This window comes from Sphingobium sp. BHU LFT2 (assembly GCF_018604485.1).
GTDB lineage: Bacteria > Pseudomonadota > Alphaproteobacteria > Sphingomonadales > Sphingomonadaceae > Sphingobium > Sphingobium yanoikuyae_A.
Genome location: NZ_JAFCGW010000001.1, coordinates 508,502 through 521,833, shown reverse-complemented (window position 1 = coordinate 521,833; position 13,332 = coordinate 508,502). Strand labels below are relative to the sequence as shown.

The 13,332-nt window shown below is 67.5% G+C and carries 13 protein-coding genes and 1 riboswitch; of the genes, 7 read left to right on the top strand and 6 right to left on the bottom strand.

Going from position 1 to position 13,332, the window contains the following annotated elements; genetic code table 11:
• Positions 1–196 precede the first annotated feature (196 nt).
• Positions 197–601 carry a nucleoside diphosphate kinase regulator gene (rnk, locus tag JQK15_RS02560; RefSeq protein ID WP_214863237.1) on the top strand — a complete coding sequence of 135 codons (405 nt, stop codon included), beginning with the start codon at positions 197–199 and terminating at the stop codon, positions 599–601.
• A 120-nt stretch (positions 602–721) separates the two neighbouring features.
• On the opposite strand, the gene ispZ is transcribed toward rnk, so the two are convergent.
• The 5 genes from ispZ to JQK15_RS02535 are packed head-to-tail and all read right to left on the bottom strand — an operon-like array spanning position 722 to position 5,488.
• Positions 722–1,375 carry a septation protein IspZ gene (gene ispZ, locus JQK15_RS02555; protein WP_004210432.1) on the bottom strand — a complete coding sequence of 218 codons (654 nt, stop codon included), beginning with the start codon at positions 1,373–1,375 and terminating at the stop codon, positions 722–724.
• Positions 1,365–2,303 carry a signal recognition particle-docking protein FtsY gene (gene ftsY / locus JQK15_RS02550; protein ID WP_214863235.1) on the bottom strand — a complete coding sequence of 313 codons (939 nt, stop codon included), beginning with the start codon at positions 2,301–2,303 and terminating at the stop codon, positions 1,365–1,367. Before ftsY ends, ispZ begins: the two co-directional genes overlap by 11 nt.
• Positions 2,303–3,625 (bottom strand): tRNA (N(6)-L-threonylcarbamoyladenosine(37)-C(2))-methylthiotransferase MtaB, encoded by a 1,323-nt coding sequence (mtaB, locus tag JQK15_RS02545; RefSeq protein WP_214863233.1) that lies wholly within the window; start codon positions 3,623–3,625, stop codon positions 2,303–2,305. The genes ftsY and mtaB overlap by 1 nt, the downstream gene beginning before the upstream one ends.
• Positions 3,626–3,627: 2 nt before the next feature.
• A complete protein-coding gene (gene dapF, locus JQK15_RS02540) occupies positions 3,628–4,440 on the bottom strand; it encodes a diaminopimelate epimerase (RefSeq protein ID WP_214863231.1) in 813 nt (270 codons plus the stop codon).
• Between the two features lie 40 nt (positions 4,441–4,480).
• Positions 4,481–5,488 (bottom strand): threonine ammonia-lyase, encoded by a 1,008-nt coding sequence (locus JQK15_RS02535; RefSeq protein WP_214863229.1) that lies wholly within the window; start codon positions 5,486–5,488, stop codon positions 4,481–4,483.
• 139 nt (positions 5,489–5,627) lie between these two features.
• A riboswitch (cobalamin riboswitch) is annotated at positions 5,628–5,869 on the top strand.
• Between the two features lie 171 nt (positions 5,870–6,040).
• On the opposite strand from JQK15_RS02535, the gene JQK15_RS02530 reads away from it, so the two are divergent.
• Genes JQK15_RS02530 through JQK15_RS02520 form a run of 3 tightly spaced genes read left to right on the top strand, consistent with a single transcriptional unit; the run spans position 6,041 to position 9,655 of the window.
• The gene (locus JQK15_RS02530; RefSeq protein WP_214863227.1) at positions 6,041–7,897 is read left to right on the top strand and encodes a TonB-dependent receptor plug domain-containing protein; all 1,857 of its coding nucleotides are present in this window, start codon (positions 6,041–6,043) and stop codon (positions 7,895–7,897) included.
• Positions 7,884–8,888 (top strand): FecCD family ABC transporter permease, encoded by a 1,005-nt coding sequence (locus tag JQK15_RS02525; protein WP_353047173.1) that lies wholly within the window; start codon positions 7,884–7,886, stop codon positions 8,886–8,888. The genes JQK15_RS02530 and JQK15_RS02525 overlap by 14 nt, the downstream gene beginning before the upstream one ends.
• Complete coding sequence (locus tag JQK15_RS02520; RefSeq protein WP_214863225.1) at positions 8,882–9,655, top strand: ABC transporter ATP-binding protein; 774 nt, start codon at positions 8,882–8,884, stop codon at positions 9,653–9,655. Before JQK15_RS02525 ends, JQK15_RS02520 begins: the two co-directional genes overlap by 7 nt.
• A 37-nt stretch (positions 9,656–9,692) precedes the next feature.
• Here the strand turns inward: JQK15_RS02520 and JQK15_RS02515 are convergent, their stop codons facing one another.
• Positions 9,693–10,898 carry a penicillin-binding protein activator gene (locus JQK15_RS02515; protein ID WP_374552798.1) on the bottom strand — a complete coding sequence of 402 codons (1,206 nt, stop codon included), beginning with the start codon at positions 10,896–10,898 and terminating at the stop codon, positions 9,693–9,695.
• Between the two features lie 11 nt (positions 10,899–10,909).
• Here JQK15_RS02515 and rsmI point away from each other — a divergent pair, with 11 nt between their 5' ends.
• The 3 genes from rsmI to gshB all read left to right on the top strand — a co-directional run bounded on the left by rsmI (position 10,910) and on the right by gshB (position 13,222).
• The gene (gene rsmI / locus JQK15_RS02510; protein WP_214863223.1) at positions 10,910–11,767 is read left to right on the top strand and encodes a 16S rRNA (cytidine(1402)-2'-O)-methyltransferase; all 858 of its coding nucleotides are present in this window, start codon (positions 10,910–10,912) and stop codon (positions 11,765–11,767) included.
• On the top strand, positions 11,764–12,117 hold the full coding sequence (locus JQK15_RS02505; protein WP_004210447.1) for a YraN family protein: 354 nt from the start codon (positions 11,764–11,766) through the stop codon (positions 12,115–12,117). The genes rsmI and JQK15_RS02505 overlap by 4 nt, the downstream gene beginning before the upstream one ends.
• Before the next feature lie 130 nt (positions 12,118–12,247).
• Positions 12,248–13,222, top strand: a complete 975-nt coding sequence (gshB, locus tag JQK15_RS02500; RefSeq protein WP_004210448.1) for a glutathione synthase — start codon at positions 12,248–12,250, stop codon at positions 13,220–13,222.
• Positions 13,223–13,332: the final 110 nt, after the last annotated feature.

The following is a 13,332-nucleotide window of genomic DNA, read 5'->3' as shown; positions in this document are numbered from 1 at the left end:
AGGCGGGACGGGGCCGAACATGATCCCGGCCATGTCGTTTAAGGTCATCTTTGCACGCTTCCGCCATCATGGGGGACAGCTTCTCGCGGGCCATCCGCCCCGGACCTGACAGGCGCGCTGCCGACAGGTTCGGGGCACCCTTCTTGACGCTTTGCGCCCGAGGACCGGGCGCGCACCCCTATCAGGAAGTTTTCCCATGACCCTGCAACAGAAATGGGCGGCCGTGCCGCCGATCCATATCGTCGAATCCGAAGCCGACATGATTTCCGATCTGGCCTGGGCGGCGCGCGACCGCTTCCCGGACGTCAGCCAGCTGCTGCTGGAGGAGGTCGGCCGGGCGCAATTGTGCAGCCGGGCGGCGCTGCCGGCCGATGTCGCGGCGATGGGATCGACCATCCTCTATCGCGATGGTGCGCGCGGAGCGCCGCGCCGGGTGGAACTGGTCTATCCCAGCCATGCCGATGTGGCGCTGGGCCGGATATCGATCCTGACGCCGGTCGGCGCCGCGCTGATCGGGATGCGGGCGGGCAATGCCATATTGTGGCCGGACCGCGACGGCCATCTGCGCGACATCCTGGTGGATGCGGTGGTTCAGGCCTAGGGCCAGTCCTGCCCCGCATCCGTCATCCTGACGTAAGTCAGGATCCATTCGGCACTACGCCCGAGAGCGAGCGCAGAATGGATCCCGGATCAAGTCCGGGATGACGGCAGTTTTTAGGGGTCAGCCCTGCGGCGGGGTGGTTTCGCCCACCTCGTCGCTGTCGAGGCCATCGTCCAGGGTCAGGCCGTGGCGCAGCAGCATCGGGATGTTGGCGCCGGCGAAGACGACCGAGACGATGGTGACGCCCCAGACCTTGACCGCGAGCCAGGTGTCGAAGCTCATTGACCGGCGCATCAGTTCGTTGGCGACCGCCATGGCGACGAAGAACAGCGCCCAGTTGCGCGACAGCTTGCGCCAGCCTTCCTCGGTCAGCCCGTCATAGGCGGCCTGGAGCAGATATTTGAGCAGCGGCTTGCCGCGCAGCAGCCCGGCGAACAGCATCAGCGCGAAGAAGGCGTAGATGATGGTCGGCTTCAGCTGGATGAAGCGCTGGTCGTGGAAATAGATGGTGAGGCCGCCGAAGAAGAGGATCAGCAGCGCCGAGAGCCACAGCATCGGCGAGACCCGGCCGAGCTTCACTTTGGAGATGATCACGGCGATGACGATCGCGGCCATGAAGGCGGCGGTGCCGAAGCTCATGGCGGTGATCGGGTTGCCCGCACCCCAGAACCAGCCCGCGCCCTTGTAGCTCAGGAAAAAGACCAGCAGCGGCCCGAAATCGAGCGCGAGGCTGAGGCTGCCGCCATGGGCGGGCTTCTTGGCGTCAGCGGGCATAGGCCGTCCCCGCGATCGCGCGTGCCATGTCGCCGGCATCGAACGGGCGCAGATCCTCGATCTTTTCGCCGACGCCAATGGCGTGGATCGGCAGGCGATATTTCTCCGCCGCCGCGACCAGCACGCCGCCGCGCGCCGTGCCGTCCAGCTTGGTCATGACCAGGCCGGTGACCTGTGCGGTTTCCTTGAAGACTTCGATCTGGTTCAACGCATTCTGTCCCGTGGTGGCATCGAGGACCAGGACAACGTCGTGCGGGGCGGCCGGGTTCAATCGGCCGAGCACGCGGCGCACCTTGGCCAGTTCGTCCATCAGTTCGGTCTTGTTCTGCAGCCGGCCAGCGGTGTCGACGATCAGCACGTCGATGCCGCTGGCCGTCGCCTGCTTGACCGCGTCGAACACGATGCCTGCCGCGTCGCCGCCTTCCTTGCCCGCGACGATGGGCACGCCGAGGCGTTCTGCCCAGACCTTGAGCTGGCCGATGGCGGCCGCGCGGAAGGTATCGCCCGCCGCCAGCATCACGCCATAATCCTGTTCCAGGAAATTATTGGCGAGCTTGGCGATGGTGGTTGTCTTGCCCGATCCGTTGACGCCGATCACCAGGATCACCTGCGGCCGCGGAAAGGCTTCGATCTCGAGCGGGCGGGCGACCGGGGCCAGCACCTTCTCGATCTCCTCCGCGATGATCTCGCGCAGATATTCCTCGGTCAGTTCCTTGTTGTAGCGCCCCTCGGCCAGGCGATCGCGAACCCGGCCGGCCATGGCCGGGCCGAGATCGGACATGATCAGGGCTTCCTCGATCTCGTCGAGGGTCTGGTCGTCGAGCGCGGCCTTGGTGAAAAGGCCGGTCAGATTCTCGCCGAGCTTGTCGGATGTGCGCTTGAGGCCGCCGAAGAGGCGGTCGCGCCAGCTGGTGCCGGTGTCAGTCATTATTGCGCCTCTTGCGCGATCAGCGCGCCATTCTCAAGGCCGCTGATGCGGGCCGCGACGATCGTGGAGGGGGGCTGGGGCGTGGTGAAGCGCACCGGCGCGAAATTTTCCGCATGGCCCGACAGGCCGTTGCGTTCGACCAGCACCGACTGGCGGGTGCCGACCAGGCGGGCGAGCCAGGCGTCGCGCTGCGCCGTGCAGGCATCGCGCAGCAGCGCGGCGCGCGCCTTGATGGTCGTGCGATCCAGCTGGGGCATGCGCGCGGCCGGCGTGCCGGTGCGCGGCGAATAGGGAAAGATATGGCCATGGACGATGTCGCAATCGGCGACCAGCGCCAGGCTGTTGGCGAACATGGCGTCATCCTCGGTCGGGAAGCCGGCGATGATGTCGGCGCCGATGCTGATGTCCGGGCGGGCGGCCTTCACCCGCTCGACGATGCGCACCGCGTCGGCGCGGGCATGGCGGCGCTTCATGCGCTTCAAGATCATGTCGTCGCCGGCCTGTAGCGAGAGATGCAGATGCGGCATCATCCGTGGCTCATGGGCGATGAGGTCGAACAGCCGCTCGTCAATCTCGACACTGTCGATCGAGGAGAGGCGCAGTCGGGGCAGGTCCGGGACATGGCGCAGCAGCCGTTCGACAAGCTGGCCGAGCGAGGGGCTGCCCGGCAGGTCGGGGCCATAGCTGGTGACGTCGACGCCGGTCAGCACGATCTCGCTATAGCCCGCATCGACCAGTTGCTTCGCCTTGTCGATCACCGCGCCGGCGGGGACGGAGCGGCTGTTCCCCCGGCCATAGGGGATGATGCAGAAGGTGCAGCGGTGATCGCAGCCATTCTGCACCTCCAGAAAGGCGCGGGCATGTTCGGCAAAGGCGCTGGCCATGTGCGGCGCGGTGTCGCGCACGGCCATGATGTCGGAAACGTTGACCTTCGCTTCTTCTTCCGTCACCCCAGCGAAAGCTGGGGTCTCTTGCGACAGGGCGCTCCATCCGGCCTGAGATCCCAGCCTTCGCTGGGATGACGGGGTATAGGCGGCGGCCTCCAGCTTCTCCCGGTTGCCGATCACGCCGTCCACTTCCGCCATGGCGGCGAAGGTCTGGGGCTCGGTCTGGGCAGCGCAGCCGGTGACGAGGATGTGGGCGTCGGGGCGGTCTCGCCTGGCGCGGCGGATCGCCTGCCGGGTCTGGCGCACGGCCTCGGCCGTCACGGCGCAGCTGTTGACGACGATCAGGTCGTCCTGCGCGCCGGCCATTTCGCGAATAGCCTCGCTCTCCGCGATGTTGAGCCGGCAGCCCAGGGTGATGATGTCGGGACCGGCCACGGTCAGAAGCGGTCCCAGTCCGCCTCGCCGTCGAACACATGGGTGGCGGGGCCGGTCATGCGGATCGTGCCGCCCGGCGCCCAGTCGATCTCCAGGTCGCCGCCCGGCAGGCTGACCGTCACCGGCCCGGCCATCAGCTTGCGCCGGATCGCGGCGACAGCGGTGGCGCAGGCGCCGGTGCCGCAGGCGCGGGTGAGGCCGGCGCCGCGTTCCCAGACGATCAGGCGCAGATGCTGCGGACCGACGACCTGCGCGAAATTGACGTTCACGCGGGCGGGGAAGAGCGGGTCATGCTCGATCAACGGGCCGAGCCGTTCGCAATCGACCGCGTCCAGATCCTCGACGAAGAAGATCACATGCGGGTTGCCGACATTGACGGCGGCCGGGGCGGGCAGGTCTTCCCAGCTGGCCGACATCGTCAGCGTGTCCATCGGATAGCCAAGCGGGATCGCGTCCCATTCGAAGCGAGGCGCGCCCATGTCGACGCTGGCGCCGCCGTCCACGCTCTTGGCGTCGAGCAGCCCGGCCCTGGTCCGGATCAGCACATCCTTGCCAACGAACAGCGGCACGCAGCGGGTGGCATTGCCACAGGCTTCCACTTCCGAACCGTCGGAATTGAAGATCAGCATCGACACGTCGGCCTGATCGCCGGCCTCCGCATCGCCGATGACGATCAGCTGGTCGCAGCCGATGCCGGCATGGCGATCGGCAATGGCGCGGGCGCGCGCTTCCGTCATCGCGACCGGCGCCTGGCGCGCGTCGATCACGACGAAATCATTGCCCAGACCATGCATCTTGGAAAAGCGGCTCATCATGGCGCCGCATTTAGTGCGGGACGGGGCAAAAGACCAGCGGTCAGGCGTCTTGGCCGCCGATGATCGCGGCATAGGCGGCCGGATCGACATTGGCGCCGGAGATGACGAGGGCGGTGGCGCCGTCGGTGGGCGGGGCGAGGCCGGCGAGCATGGCGGCGAGGGCGACCGCGCCGCCCGGTTCGACCACCAGCTTGAGCGTGGTGAAGGCGAAGCGCATCGCGTCGCGCACCTGATCGTCGCTGACGACCAGGCCGCCGGCCAGCAGGGCATGGTTGATCGGGAAGGTCAGCGCGCCGGGGCTGGGCGCCAGCAGGGCGTCGCAGATGCTGCGCGCGTCGGGCGAGACACTTTCGCGCACGCCGCTGGCGAGCGAGCGGGCGGTATCTTCGAAACCGGCAGGCTCGACCGCATAGACGCTGATGTCCGGGCGGGCGGTCTTGATCGCCGTGGCCGTGCCCGCGACCAGCCCACCGCCACCGCAGCAGACGAGAATCTGTGCGAGGTCGGCGCCGGCGGCCTGGGCCTGGTCGAGTATTTCGAGGCCGATCGTGCCCTGGCCGGCGATGATGAAGGGATCGTCGAAGGAGGGAACCAGCGTCGCGCCGCGTTCGGTGGCCAGGGCGGTGGCGATTTCCTCGCGGCTCTGGGTGAAGCGGTCATAGGGAACGACCTCTGCGCCGAGCGCGCGGGTGTTGGCGGTCTTGATCGCCGGGGCATCGGCCGGCATCACGATCGTGGCGGGAATGCCGAGCAGGCGGGCGGCAAAGGCGACGCCCTGGGCATGATTGCCCGAGGACCAGGCGACGACGCCCGCCGCCCGTTCCGCATCGTTCAGCCGGGCGAGGCGGTTATAGGCGCCACGGAACTTGAACGATCCGCTATGCTGGGCGCCCTCGAACTTCACCAGCACGCGCCGGCCGCACAAATCGTTGAGCGCGGCATTCTCGATCAGCGGGGTGCGGACCGCCGCCGGCGCGATCAGCCGCGCGGCATCGGCGACGTCGGCGGCAGTGATGGCCATCAAGGATAGATCTGGCGAATCGGACATGTCGGCTCCTTGGGTCAGAGGCCTCTGCATAGCCGCCCGCCGGCGCCGCGCAACGATCCGCCGGGGCGATCCTGGCCCGCTTGGCAGGGCTTGTGCTTTGGCTTATGGGGGCCGCGCGCCGGGGTGATCCAAAGCCCCGGACGCGCATGATCGCGCCGGTGCCCGCAAGGGCTGAAAACGGGAATGCGGTGCGGGGGGCGCAGCCCTTCCAAATCCGCGGCTGTCCCTGCAACTGTAAGCGGTGAGCGCGATGCGCAGGGTTCCCAAGCTCTTCAAAAGGGGAGGGCCGGAACCGGCCACTGGACCGACAGGTCCGGGAAGGCTGGCGCATCGCTGCCCTGACCCGCGAGCCAGGAGACCTGCCGGCGTCTGGTCGCTCTTGCCCTGGCCCAGGGGATGGCCATGGCGCGGTGTTTCCGTCGAGCGACGCCCATGGCGGCCGGGGCCGCATCGATGCGTGGGGCGGGGTGCTGGCGTCTTCCCGATCCTCACGCAGCGACCGCTTGTGCGGACGCCCCGGTTCCAAATCGACGGACGCCGGGGGACGATAAAATGAAGATGTTGGGGATTTCGCTGATCGCGCTGCTGGCCGCTACGCCGGCACTGGCCCAGGATCTGGCACAGGATGACGATATCGTCGTCACCGCTTCGGGCATTGCGCAGCCGCGCGACGAGGTCGGCCAGGCGATCACGGTGATCGATGCCGACACGATCAGAACGCGCCAGGCGGTCGATGTCGTCGAACTGCTCGCCACCACGCCGGGCGTCCGCTTCAGCCGCAACGGCTCCACCGGCGGCGTGACCGGCGTGTCGCTGCGCGGCGCGGAGACGACCCAGACGCTGGTGCTGATCGACGGGGTCAAGGTCAACGACCCGAGCGGCATCGGCGACGGCTATGATTTCGGCCATCTGCTGACCGGCAATATCCGCCGGATCGAAGTGCTGCGCGGCTCCAACTCGGTGGTCTATGGCAGCCAGGCGATCGGCGGCGTGGTCAATGTGATGACCGGCGCGCCCAGCGAGGGTTTCGAGGTTAACGCCTCGGCCGATTATGGCTATAGCGATACGCTGAACGCCAAGGCCGATGTGTCGGGCACGCGCGGCGCGGTGTCGGGCGGGTTGGGCGTCGCCTATTTCAACACCGACGGCATTTCCTCGGTCGGCCGGTCGTTTGGCGGCGTGGAGAAGGATGGCTATGAGAATATCGCCACCAACGCCAAGCTGAAGATCGCCTTTTCCGACACGCTGAGCCTCGACCTGCGCGGTTACTATATCCATGCCGATCTCGACTATGACAGCTTCTTCGGCGCGCCGGCCGACAGCAGCGACGTCAGCAAGCTGGACCAATATGTCGGCTATGCCGGGATCAATCTGGCGCTGCTCGACGGCAAGCTGACCAACCGTGCCGCCGTCACCTGGATGCGCAACGATCGCGACTATTATTTCGTGCGCGGCACCGACCCGGACTATGGCTATTCGGGCACCAATCTGCGCTTCGAATATGAGGGTGTCTATGCCCCGGTGGATCAGGCCAAGCTGATCTTCGGCTATGAGCATGAGCGGCCGGACTATGAGTATTTCGGCTTTGGCGACATAGCGAGCGCGAAGGCGAATATCGACAGCGTCTATGCGCTGGCGGTGGTGAAGCCGCTCACCGGCCTCGCCGTCACCGGCGGGTTGCGCCATGACGATCATAGCCAGTTCGGCGGCGCGACCACCTTTGGCGCCAACGCCAATTACACGCCGAACGCCGGCGCGACCAATATCCGCCTTTCCTATGGCGAGGGGTTCAAGGCGCCGTCGCTCTATCAGCTTTACGACACCTATAGCGGCAACAGCGCGCTGCGGCCGGAGCGGTCGAAAAGCTATGATATCGGCTTCGACCAGAGCCTGGACGGGGACAAGGCGGTGCTGTCGCTGACCGCCTTCCGACGCGATACCCGCAACCAGATCAACTATGACTATGCGACCTACATCTATGGCAATCTGGACCGGACCCGCGCCAAGGGCGTGGAAGCGACGCTGACGCTGAAGCCGGTCGAGGCGCTGACGGTGGCGGCGTCCTACAGCTATGTCGATGCGCGCGACCGGTCGGGCGGGGCCACCGACGGCAATCGCCTGCCGCGCCGCGCCGCCAATGCGGTGAGTGTGTCGGCCGACTATCTCTGGGCCTTCGGCCTGTCGACCGGCGCGACCCTGACCATGGTTGGCGACAGCTATGACGACACGGCCAACACGCGCCGGCTCGACGGCTATGCGCTGGCCGGGCTGCGCGCGTCCTTCCCCGTGGGCGACCATCTGGAAGTCTATGGCCGGATCGACAATCTGTTCGATGCGGATTACGCCACGGCCTATGGCTATGGCACCTATGGCCGGTCGGCCTATGGCGGCGTGCGTGTCCGCTTCTAAGGAGCGGCGGCATCCCCTGTTGCTGCCGGGGCTGATCGCCCTGCTGCTGGTCGCGGGCATCGCGTCGGTCGCGCTGGGATCGGTGACGATCGCGCCGGCGCGCATCTTGGCGGTGCTGGCGGGCGGTGGCGACATGGTGGCGCGCGCGATCGTCATCGACCTGCGCCTGCCGCGCATGGCGATCGGCCTGCTGGTCGGCGCCATGCTGGGCCTGTCGGGTGCGGCATTGCAGGGCTATCTGCGTAATCCGCTGGCCGAACCCGCCGTGCTGGGCGTGTCCAATGCGGCGGCGCTGGGGGCGGTGATCGCGCTTTATTTCGGCCTGTCCGAACTGCACCCGATGGCGTTGCCGCTGCTGGCGATCGTCACCGCGCTGGCGGCGATCGGCGCGCTGTTCCTGCTTGCCGGGCCGTCGGAAAGCCCGTTGACGCTGATCCTGGCCGGCATTGCCGTCGCGACGCTGGCGGGGGCGGGAATCAGCCTGGCACTCAACCTGTCGCCCAATCCCTTTGCCGCGATGGAGATCATGAGCTGGCTGATGGGGAGCTTGGAAAATCGCAGCATCGACCATCTGCTGCTGGCGCTGCCCTGCATCGCGGTTGGCGCGGCGCTGCTGCTTTATGACGGACGCGCGCTCGACGCGCTGACCTTGGGCGAGGATGGCGCGCGGGCGCTGGGCGTCGACCTGTCGCGGGCGCGGCTGCGGCTGATGGCGGGGGTGGCGATCGGTGTCGGCGGCGCGGTGGCGGTGACCGGATCGATCGGTTTCGTCGGTCTGATCGTGCCGCATCTGGTGCGGCCGCTGACCGATCGCTCGCCGTCCGCGCTGCTGCTGCCGTCCATGCTGGGCGGCGCGGTGCTGCTGACCCTGGCCGATATCGGCGTGCGCATCATCCCGACCAGCAGCGAATTGAAGCTGGGCGTGCTGACCGCGATGCTGGGCGTGCCGGTCTTCCTCATTCACCTGATGCGGGAGCGGCGGCTATGGTGACCCTGTCGACCGAGCAACTGGACGTCCGGCTGGGCCGCCATCTGGCGGTGCGCGGCGTCGACCTGACCATGGCGCCGGGCCAGTTGATCGGCGTGATCGGCCCCAATGGCGCGGGCAAGTCGACGCTGGTGCGGGCGCTGCTGGGGCTGGTGAAGCCGGTCGCCGGTCGCGCATTGCTGGACGGCACGCCGGTCGAGCGGCTGTCGCGCCCGGCGGTGGCGCGGTCTATCGCCTATTTGCCGCAGGGCCAGATATTGCACTGGCCCCTGGCGGTCGAGCGGCTGGTGGCGCTGGGGCGGTTGCCGCATCTGGGGCCGCTGTCGCGGCTGAGCGCTGATGATGAGGCGGCGATCGAGGATGCGATGGCCCGCGCCGACGTCACCGGCTTCAAGGGACGGATCGCGACCGAGCTGTCGGGCGGCGAGCGGGCACGGGTGCTGCTGGCACGGGCGCTGGCGGTGGGCGCGCCCGCGCTGATCGCCGACGAGCCGCTTGCCGCGCTCGACCCCGGCCACCAGATCGACGTGATGGCCTTGCTCCGGGCGCAGGCGCAGGGCGGGGCGCTGGTCGTCACCGTGCTGCACGACCTGGCCATGTCGGCGCGCTATTGCGACCGACTGCTGCTGATGGATGGCGGCGCGCTGGTGGCGGACGGCGCGCCGATGGATGTGCTGACGCCGGAGCGGCTGGCATCCGTCTATGGCGTCGCCGCGCGGATCGACGTCAGCGACGGCCTGCCGCTGATCGTGCCGACGACGCGGGTCTGATCGGGAACGAAAAAGGGGGCCTTCCGGCCCCCTTTGCTTAGTTGCCGAAGCCGCGTGGGGCGGGATCGACCACGCTGATCGTGCCGGCGCCGACCTCGCTCACTTCCAGCGCGCGTTCGGCGATGCCGTTGCGATTGAAGCGGAAGGCGCCGTCGATGCCGGCAAAGCCGCCCGGATCGCGCAGGCGCGCGGTGGGGAAGGGCGCGCCCGGCTTCCAGTCCTGGGCGATCCGCACCGTCAGCAACACCGCGTCATAGCCCATCGAGGACAGGCGGAAGGGCGCGCTGCCATAGCGGGTGCGATATTTGGTCGCGAGCTGGCGATAAAGGCCGTCCGACACGCTGGCATACCAGGCGCCGCGTAGCACGGGGCTGGCGGCCAGCGATTCTTCGGTATTCCAGATTTCGGTACCGAGCAGGCGGGCATTGGCGCCGCCATTCTTGCGCACGATCGGTGCGACCTGCAGCGCGACCCGGCCGCTGTCCGCGATCAGCAGCGCGTCATAGCTGGACGAGGCCTGCAATTTCTTGACCGCGGCGGTGATCGAGGCGGGGGTGCGATCGAAGGTCTGCATCGACACGACGGTGCCGCCAGCCTGTTCGACCGCGCGCAGCAGCGCATTGCCGGCGCGCTCGCCATAGGTGCCGCGCGGCACCAGCGCGCCGAAATTGGACAGGCCCTTTTGACGGGCGAAGCCGATCACGCGCTCGATCGACTGGTTGGGGGTATAGCCCATCAGGAAGATGTTGCTGCCCGCGACGCTGGTGTCGTTGGAGAAGCTGATGACCGGGACATTGGCCTTGGCCGCAATCGGCCCGACGATGCGGGCGTCATCGGCCAGCAATGGACCCAGGATCAGGCGGTTGCCGTCGGCCAGCGCCCGGTTGGCGGCGGCCGCCGCGCCGGTGGCGGTGTCATAGGTGGTGATGCGGACCTTGTCGGTCTTGATGTCCATCAGCGCCAGGGTGGTGGCATTGGCGATCGACTGGCCGACCCCGGCATTGGGGCCGCTGGTCGGCACCAGCAGCGCGACGCGGTGGCGCGCGGTATCGGTCGGCAGGCCCTGGGTCACTTCCGGGCCGGTCGGCTTGGCGGGGCCGGTGGGCTGGGCAGGGCCGGGGCCCTTGGGCACGATCGACTGACAGGCGGCAAGCATGATGGTGCTTGCAACGAACAGCAATCGCGCGCTGCGCTTCATCGCCGCGAACATGTTCGCTTGCCGGGGGGCATCCGTCTCTGTCATCTGGGATCCTTATGGAAACTATATTGGCATCCGGGCTTGAGCCCGGGCTTTACATCGTGGCGGGGCCGATCGGCAACCTTGGAGACCTTACGCCGCGCGCGGCGGAAGTCCTGCGGTTGGCTGACGTGGTCGCCGTGGAAGATACACGGGTCAGCGCAAGGCTGCTGCGCCATGCGGGATCGGATCGACCGATGATTCCCTATCATGACCATAGCGCGGAAAATGTGCGGCAACGGCTGATCGAGCGGATGGCGAGCGAATCGGTGGCGCTGCTGTCGGACGCGGGGACGCCGCTGATTTCCGATCCGGGCTACAAGCTGGTGCGCGATGCGCGGGCGGCGGGGCGCAAGATCACGACCCTGCCGGGGCCGAGCGCGGCAATCGCGGCGCTGACCCTGTCGGGCCTGCCGACCGACCGCTTCCTGTTCATGGGCTTCCTGCCGAACAAGGCGAAGGCGCGGGGCGACGTGCTGGCCGAAGTGGTGGCGCTGCGCGCGACCCTGGTCTTCTACGAAAGCGGGCCGCGCCTGTCGGACAGTCTGGCGGCGATGGCCGCCCATTTGGGCGATCGCGAGGCGGCGGTCAGCCGGGAGATCAGCAAGGCGTTCGAGGAGACGGCGACCGGCACGCTCACGGAGCTGTCCGCCCGCTATGCGGATGCCCCGCCGAAGGGCGAGATTGTCGTCATCGTCGGCCCGCCCGGCGAGGCGCCGCCGGCCAGTGCCGAGGATGCCGATGCGGCGCTGCGCGAGGCGCTGACCCGGCTGCCGGTATCGAAGGCGGCGGGCGAGGTCGCCAAGAAGCTGGGGCTCGACCGGCGGACGCTCTATGACCGGGCGAACGAACTCAAGGGAGAACGCGAGGCGTGAACCGCCAGCAGGCGGAGAAGCGCGGCCGGCAGGCCGAACGCATCGCCGCCTGGTGGCTGCGCCTCAAGGGCTGGCAGATTGTCGGCCAGCGCCTGCGCACGCCCGCGGGCGAGGTGGACCTGGTCGCGCGCAAGGGGGCGATGCTGGCCTTTGTCGAGGTGAAGAGCCGCGCCACCGACGCCGAACTGGACGTCGCGATCGACCAACGCCGACTGGCACGGGTGGCGGCGAGCGCCGAAATATTATGGCATCAGCTGGCAAGACCCGGAGACGACATGCGAATTGACGTCATCCTCCTTGCGCCCGGCCGCCCGCCACGCCATCTGGCCAATGTCTGGCATGGGGGGTGAAGGCTCTCTATTCCGTTCGGGCTGAGCGAAGTCGAAGCCCACGCCTGAGCGCCAGCGAAGGCAAGTCACCTCGCTAACGCTCGGCGGAGCCCTTCGACTTCGCTCAGGGCGAACGGTAAAAGGAATGAAGATGACCGAACTCAACCCCCTGACCGTCGCCATGCAGATGGACCCGATGGAAGGGATCAGGATCGCCGGCGATTCGACCTTCCACATCATGCTGGCGGCGCAGGCGCGGGGGCATAAGCTCTATCATTATCTGGCGCCTGACCTGACCTATCGCGACGGCCGGGTACTGGCCAAGGCGCGGCCGGTGAAGGTGCAGAAGGTCGAGGGCGACCATTATGCGCTGGGCGAGCCGGAGATGCTGGACCTGGGCCGCGACGTCGATGTCGTGTGGATGCGGCAGGATCCGCCCTTTGACCTGAGCTACATCACCGCCACCCATTTGCTGGAGCGGGTGCAGGAAGAGACTCTGGTGGTGAACGACCCTGCCAGCGTCCGCAATGCGCCCGAAAAGCTGTTCGTGCTCGACTATGCCCGTTTCATGCCGCCGACGATGATCACCCGCGACCTGGCCGAGGTGAAGAGTTTCCTGGCCGAGCATGGCGAGATCGTGGTGAAACCGCTTTATGGCAATGGCGGCGTCGCGGTGTTCCATGTCGGCAGCAATGGCGCGAATCTGTCGTCGCTGGTGGAACTGTTCAAGGCCTCGTGGGTCGAACCCTTCATGGTCCAGGCCTTCATTCCCGGCGTCGCGCAGGGCGACAAGCGCATCGTGCTGGTCGATGGCGAGGTCGCGGGCGCGGTCAACCGCATTCCGGGCGCGGGCGAGATCCGCTCCAACCTGGCGGTCGGCGGATCGGCGGCCAAGACCGTGCTGACCGATCGCGAGCGGGAAATCTGCGAGGCGATGGGGCCGGAATTGAAGCGTCGCGGCCTGTTGTTCGTCGGCATCGACGTGATCGGCGGCGAATGGCTGACCGAGATCAACGTGACGTCGCCGACCGGCATCGTGTCGATCGACGCATTCGACGGCACCGACACCGGCGGCATGATCTGGGACGCGATCGACGCGCGCCTGGCGGCACGGGCGGCGGCCTGACGGATGTGCGCCATCTCTCCGTTCGTCCTGAGTAGCCATTGAACATGTCGAAATGGCGTATCGAAGGATGTTGCACGCGATGCTTCGATACGAGGCTTCGACTTCGCTCA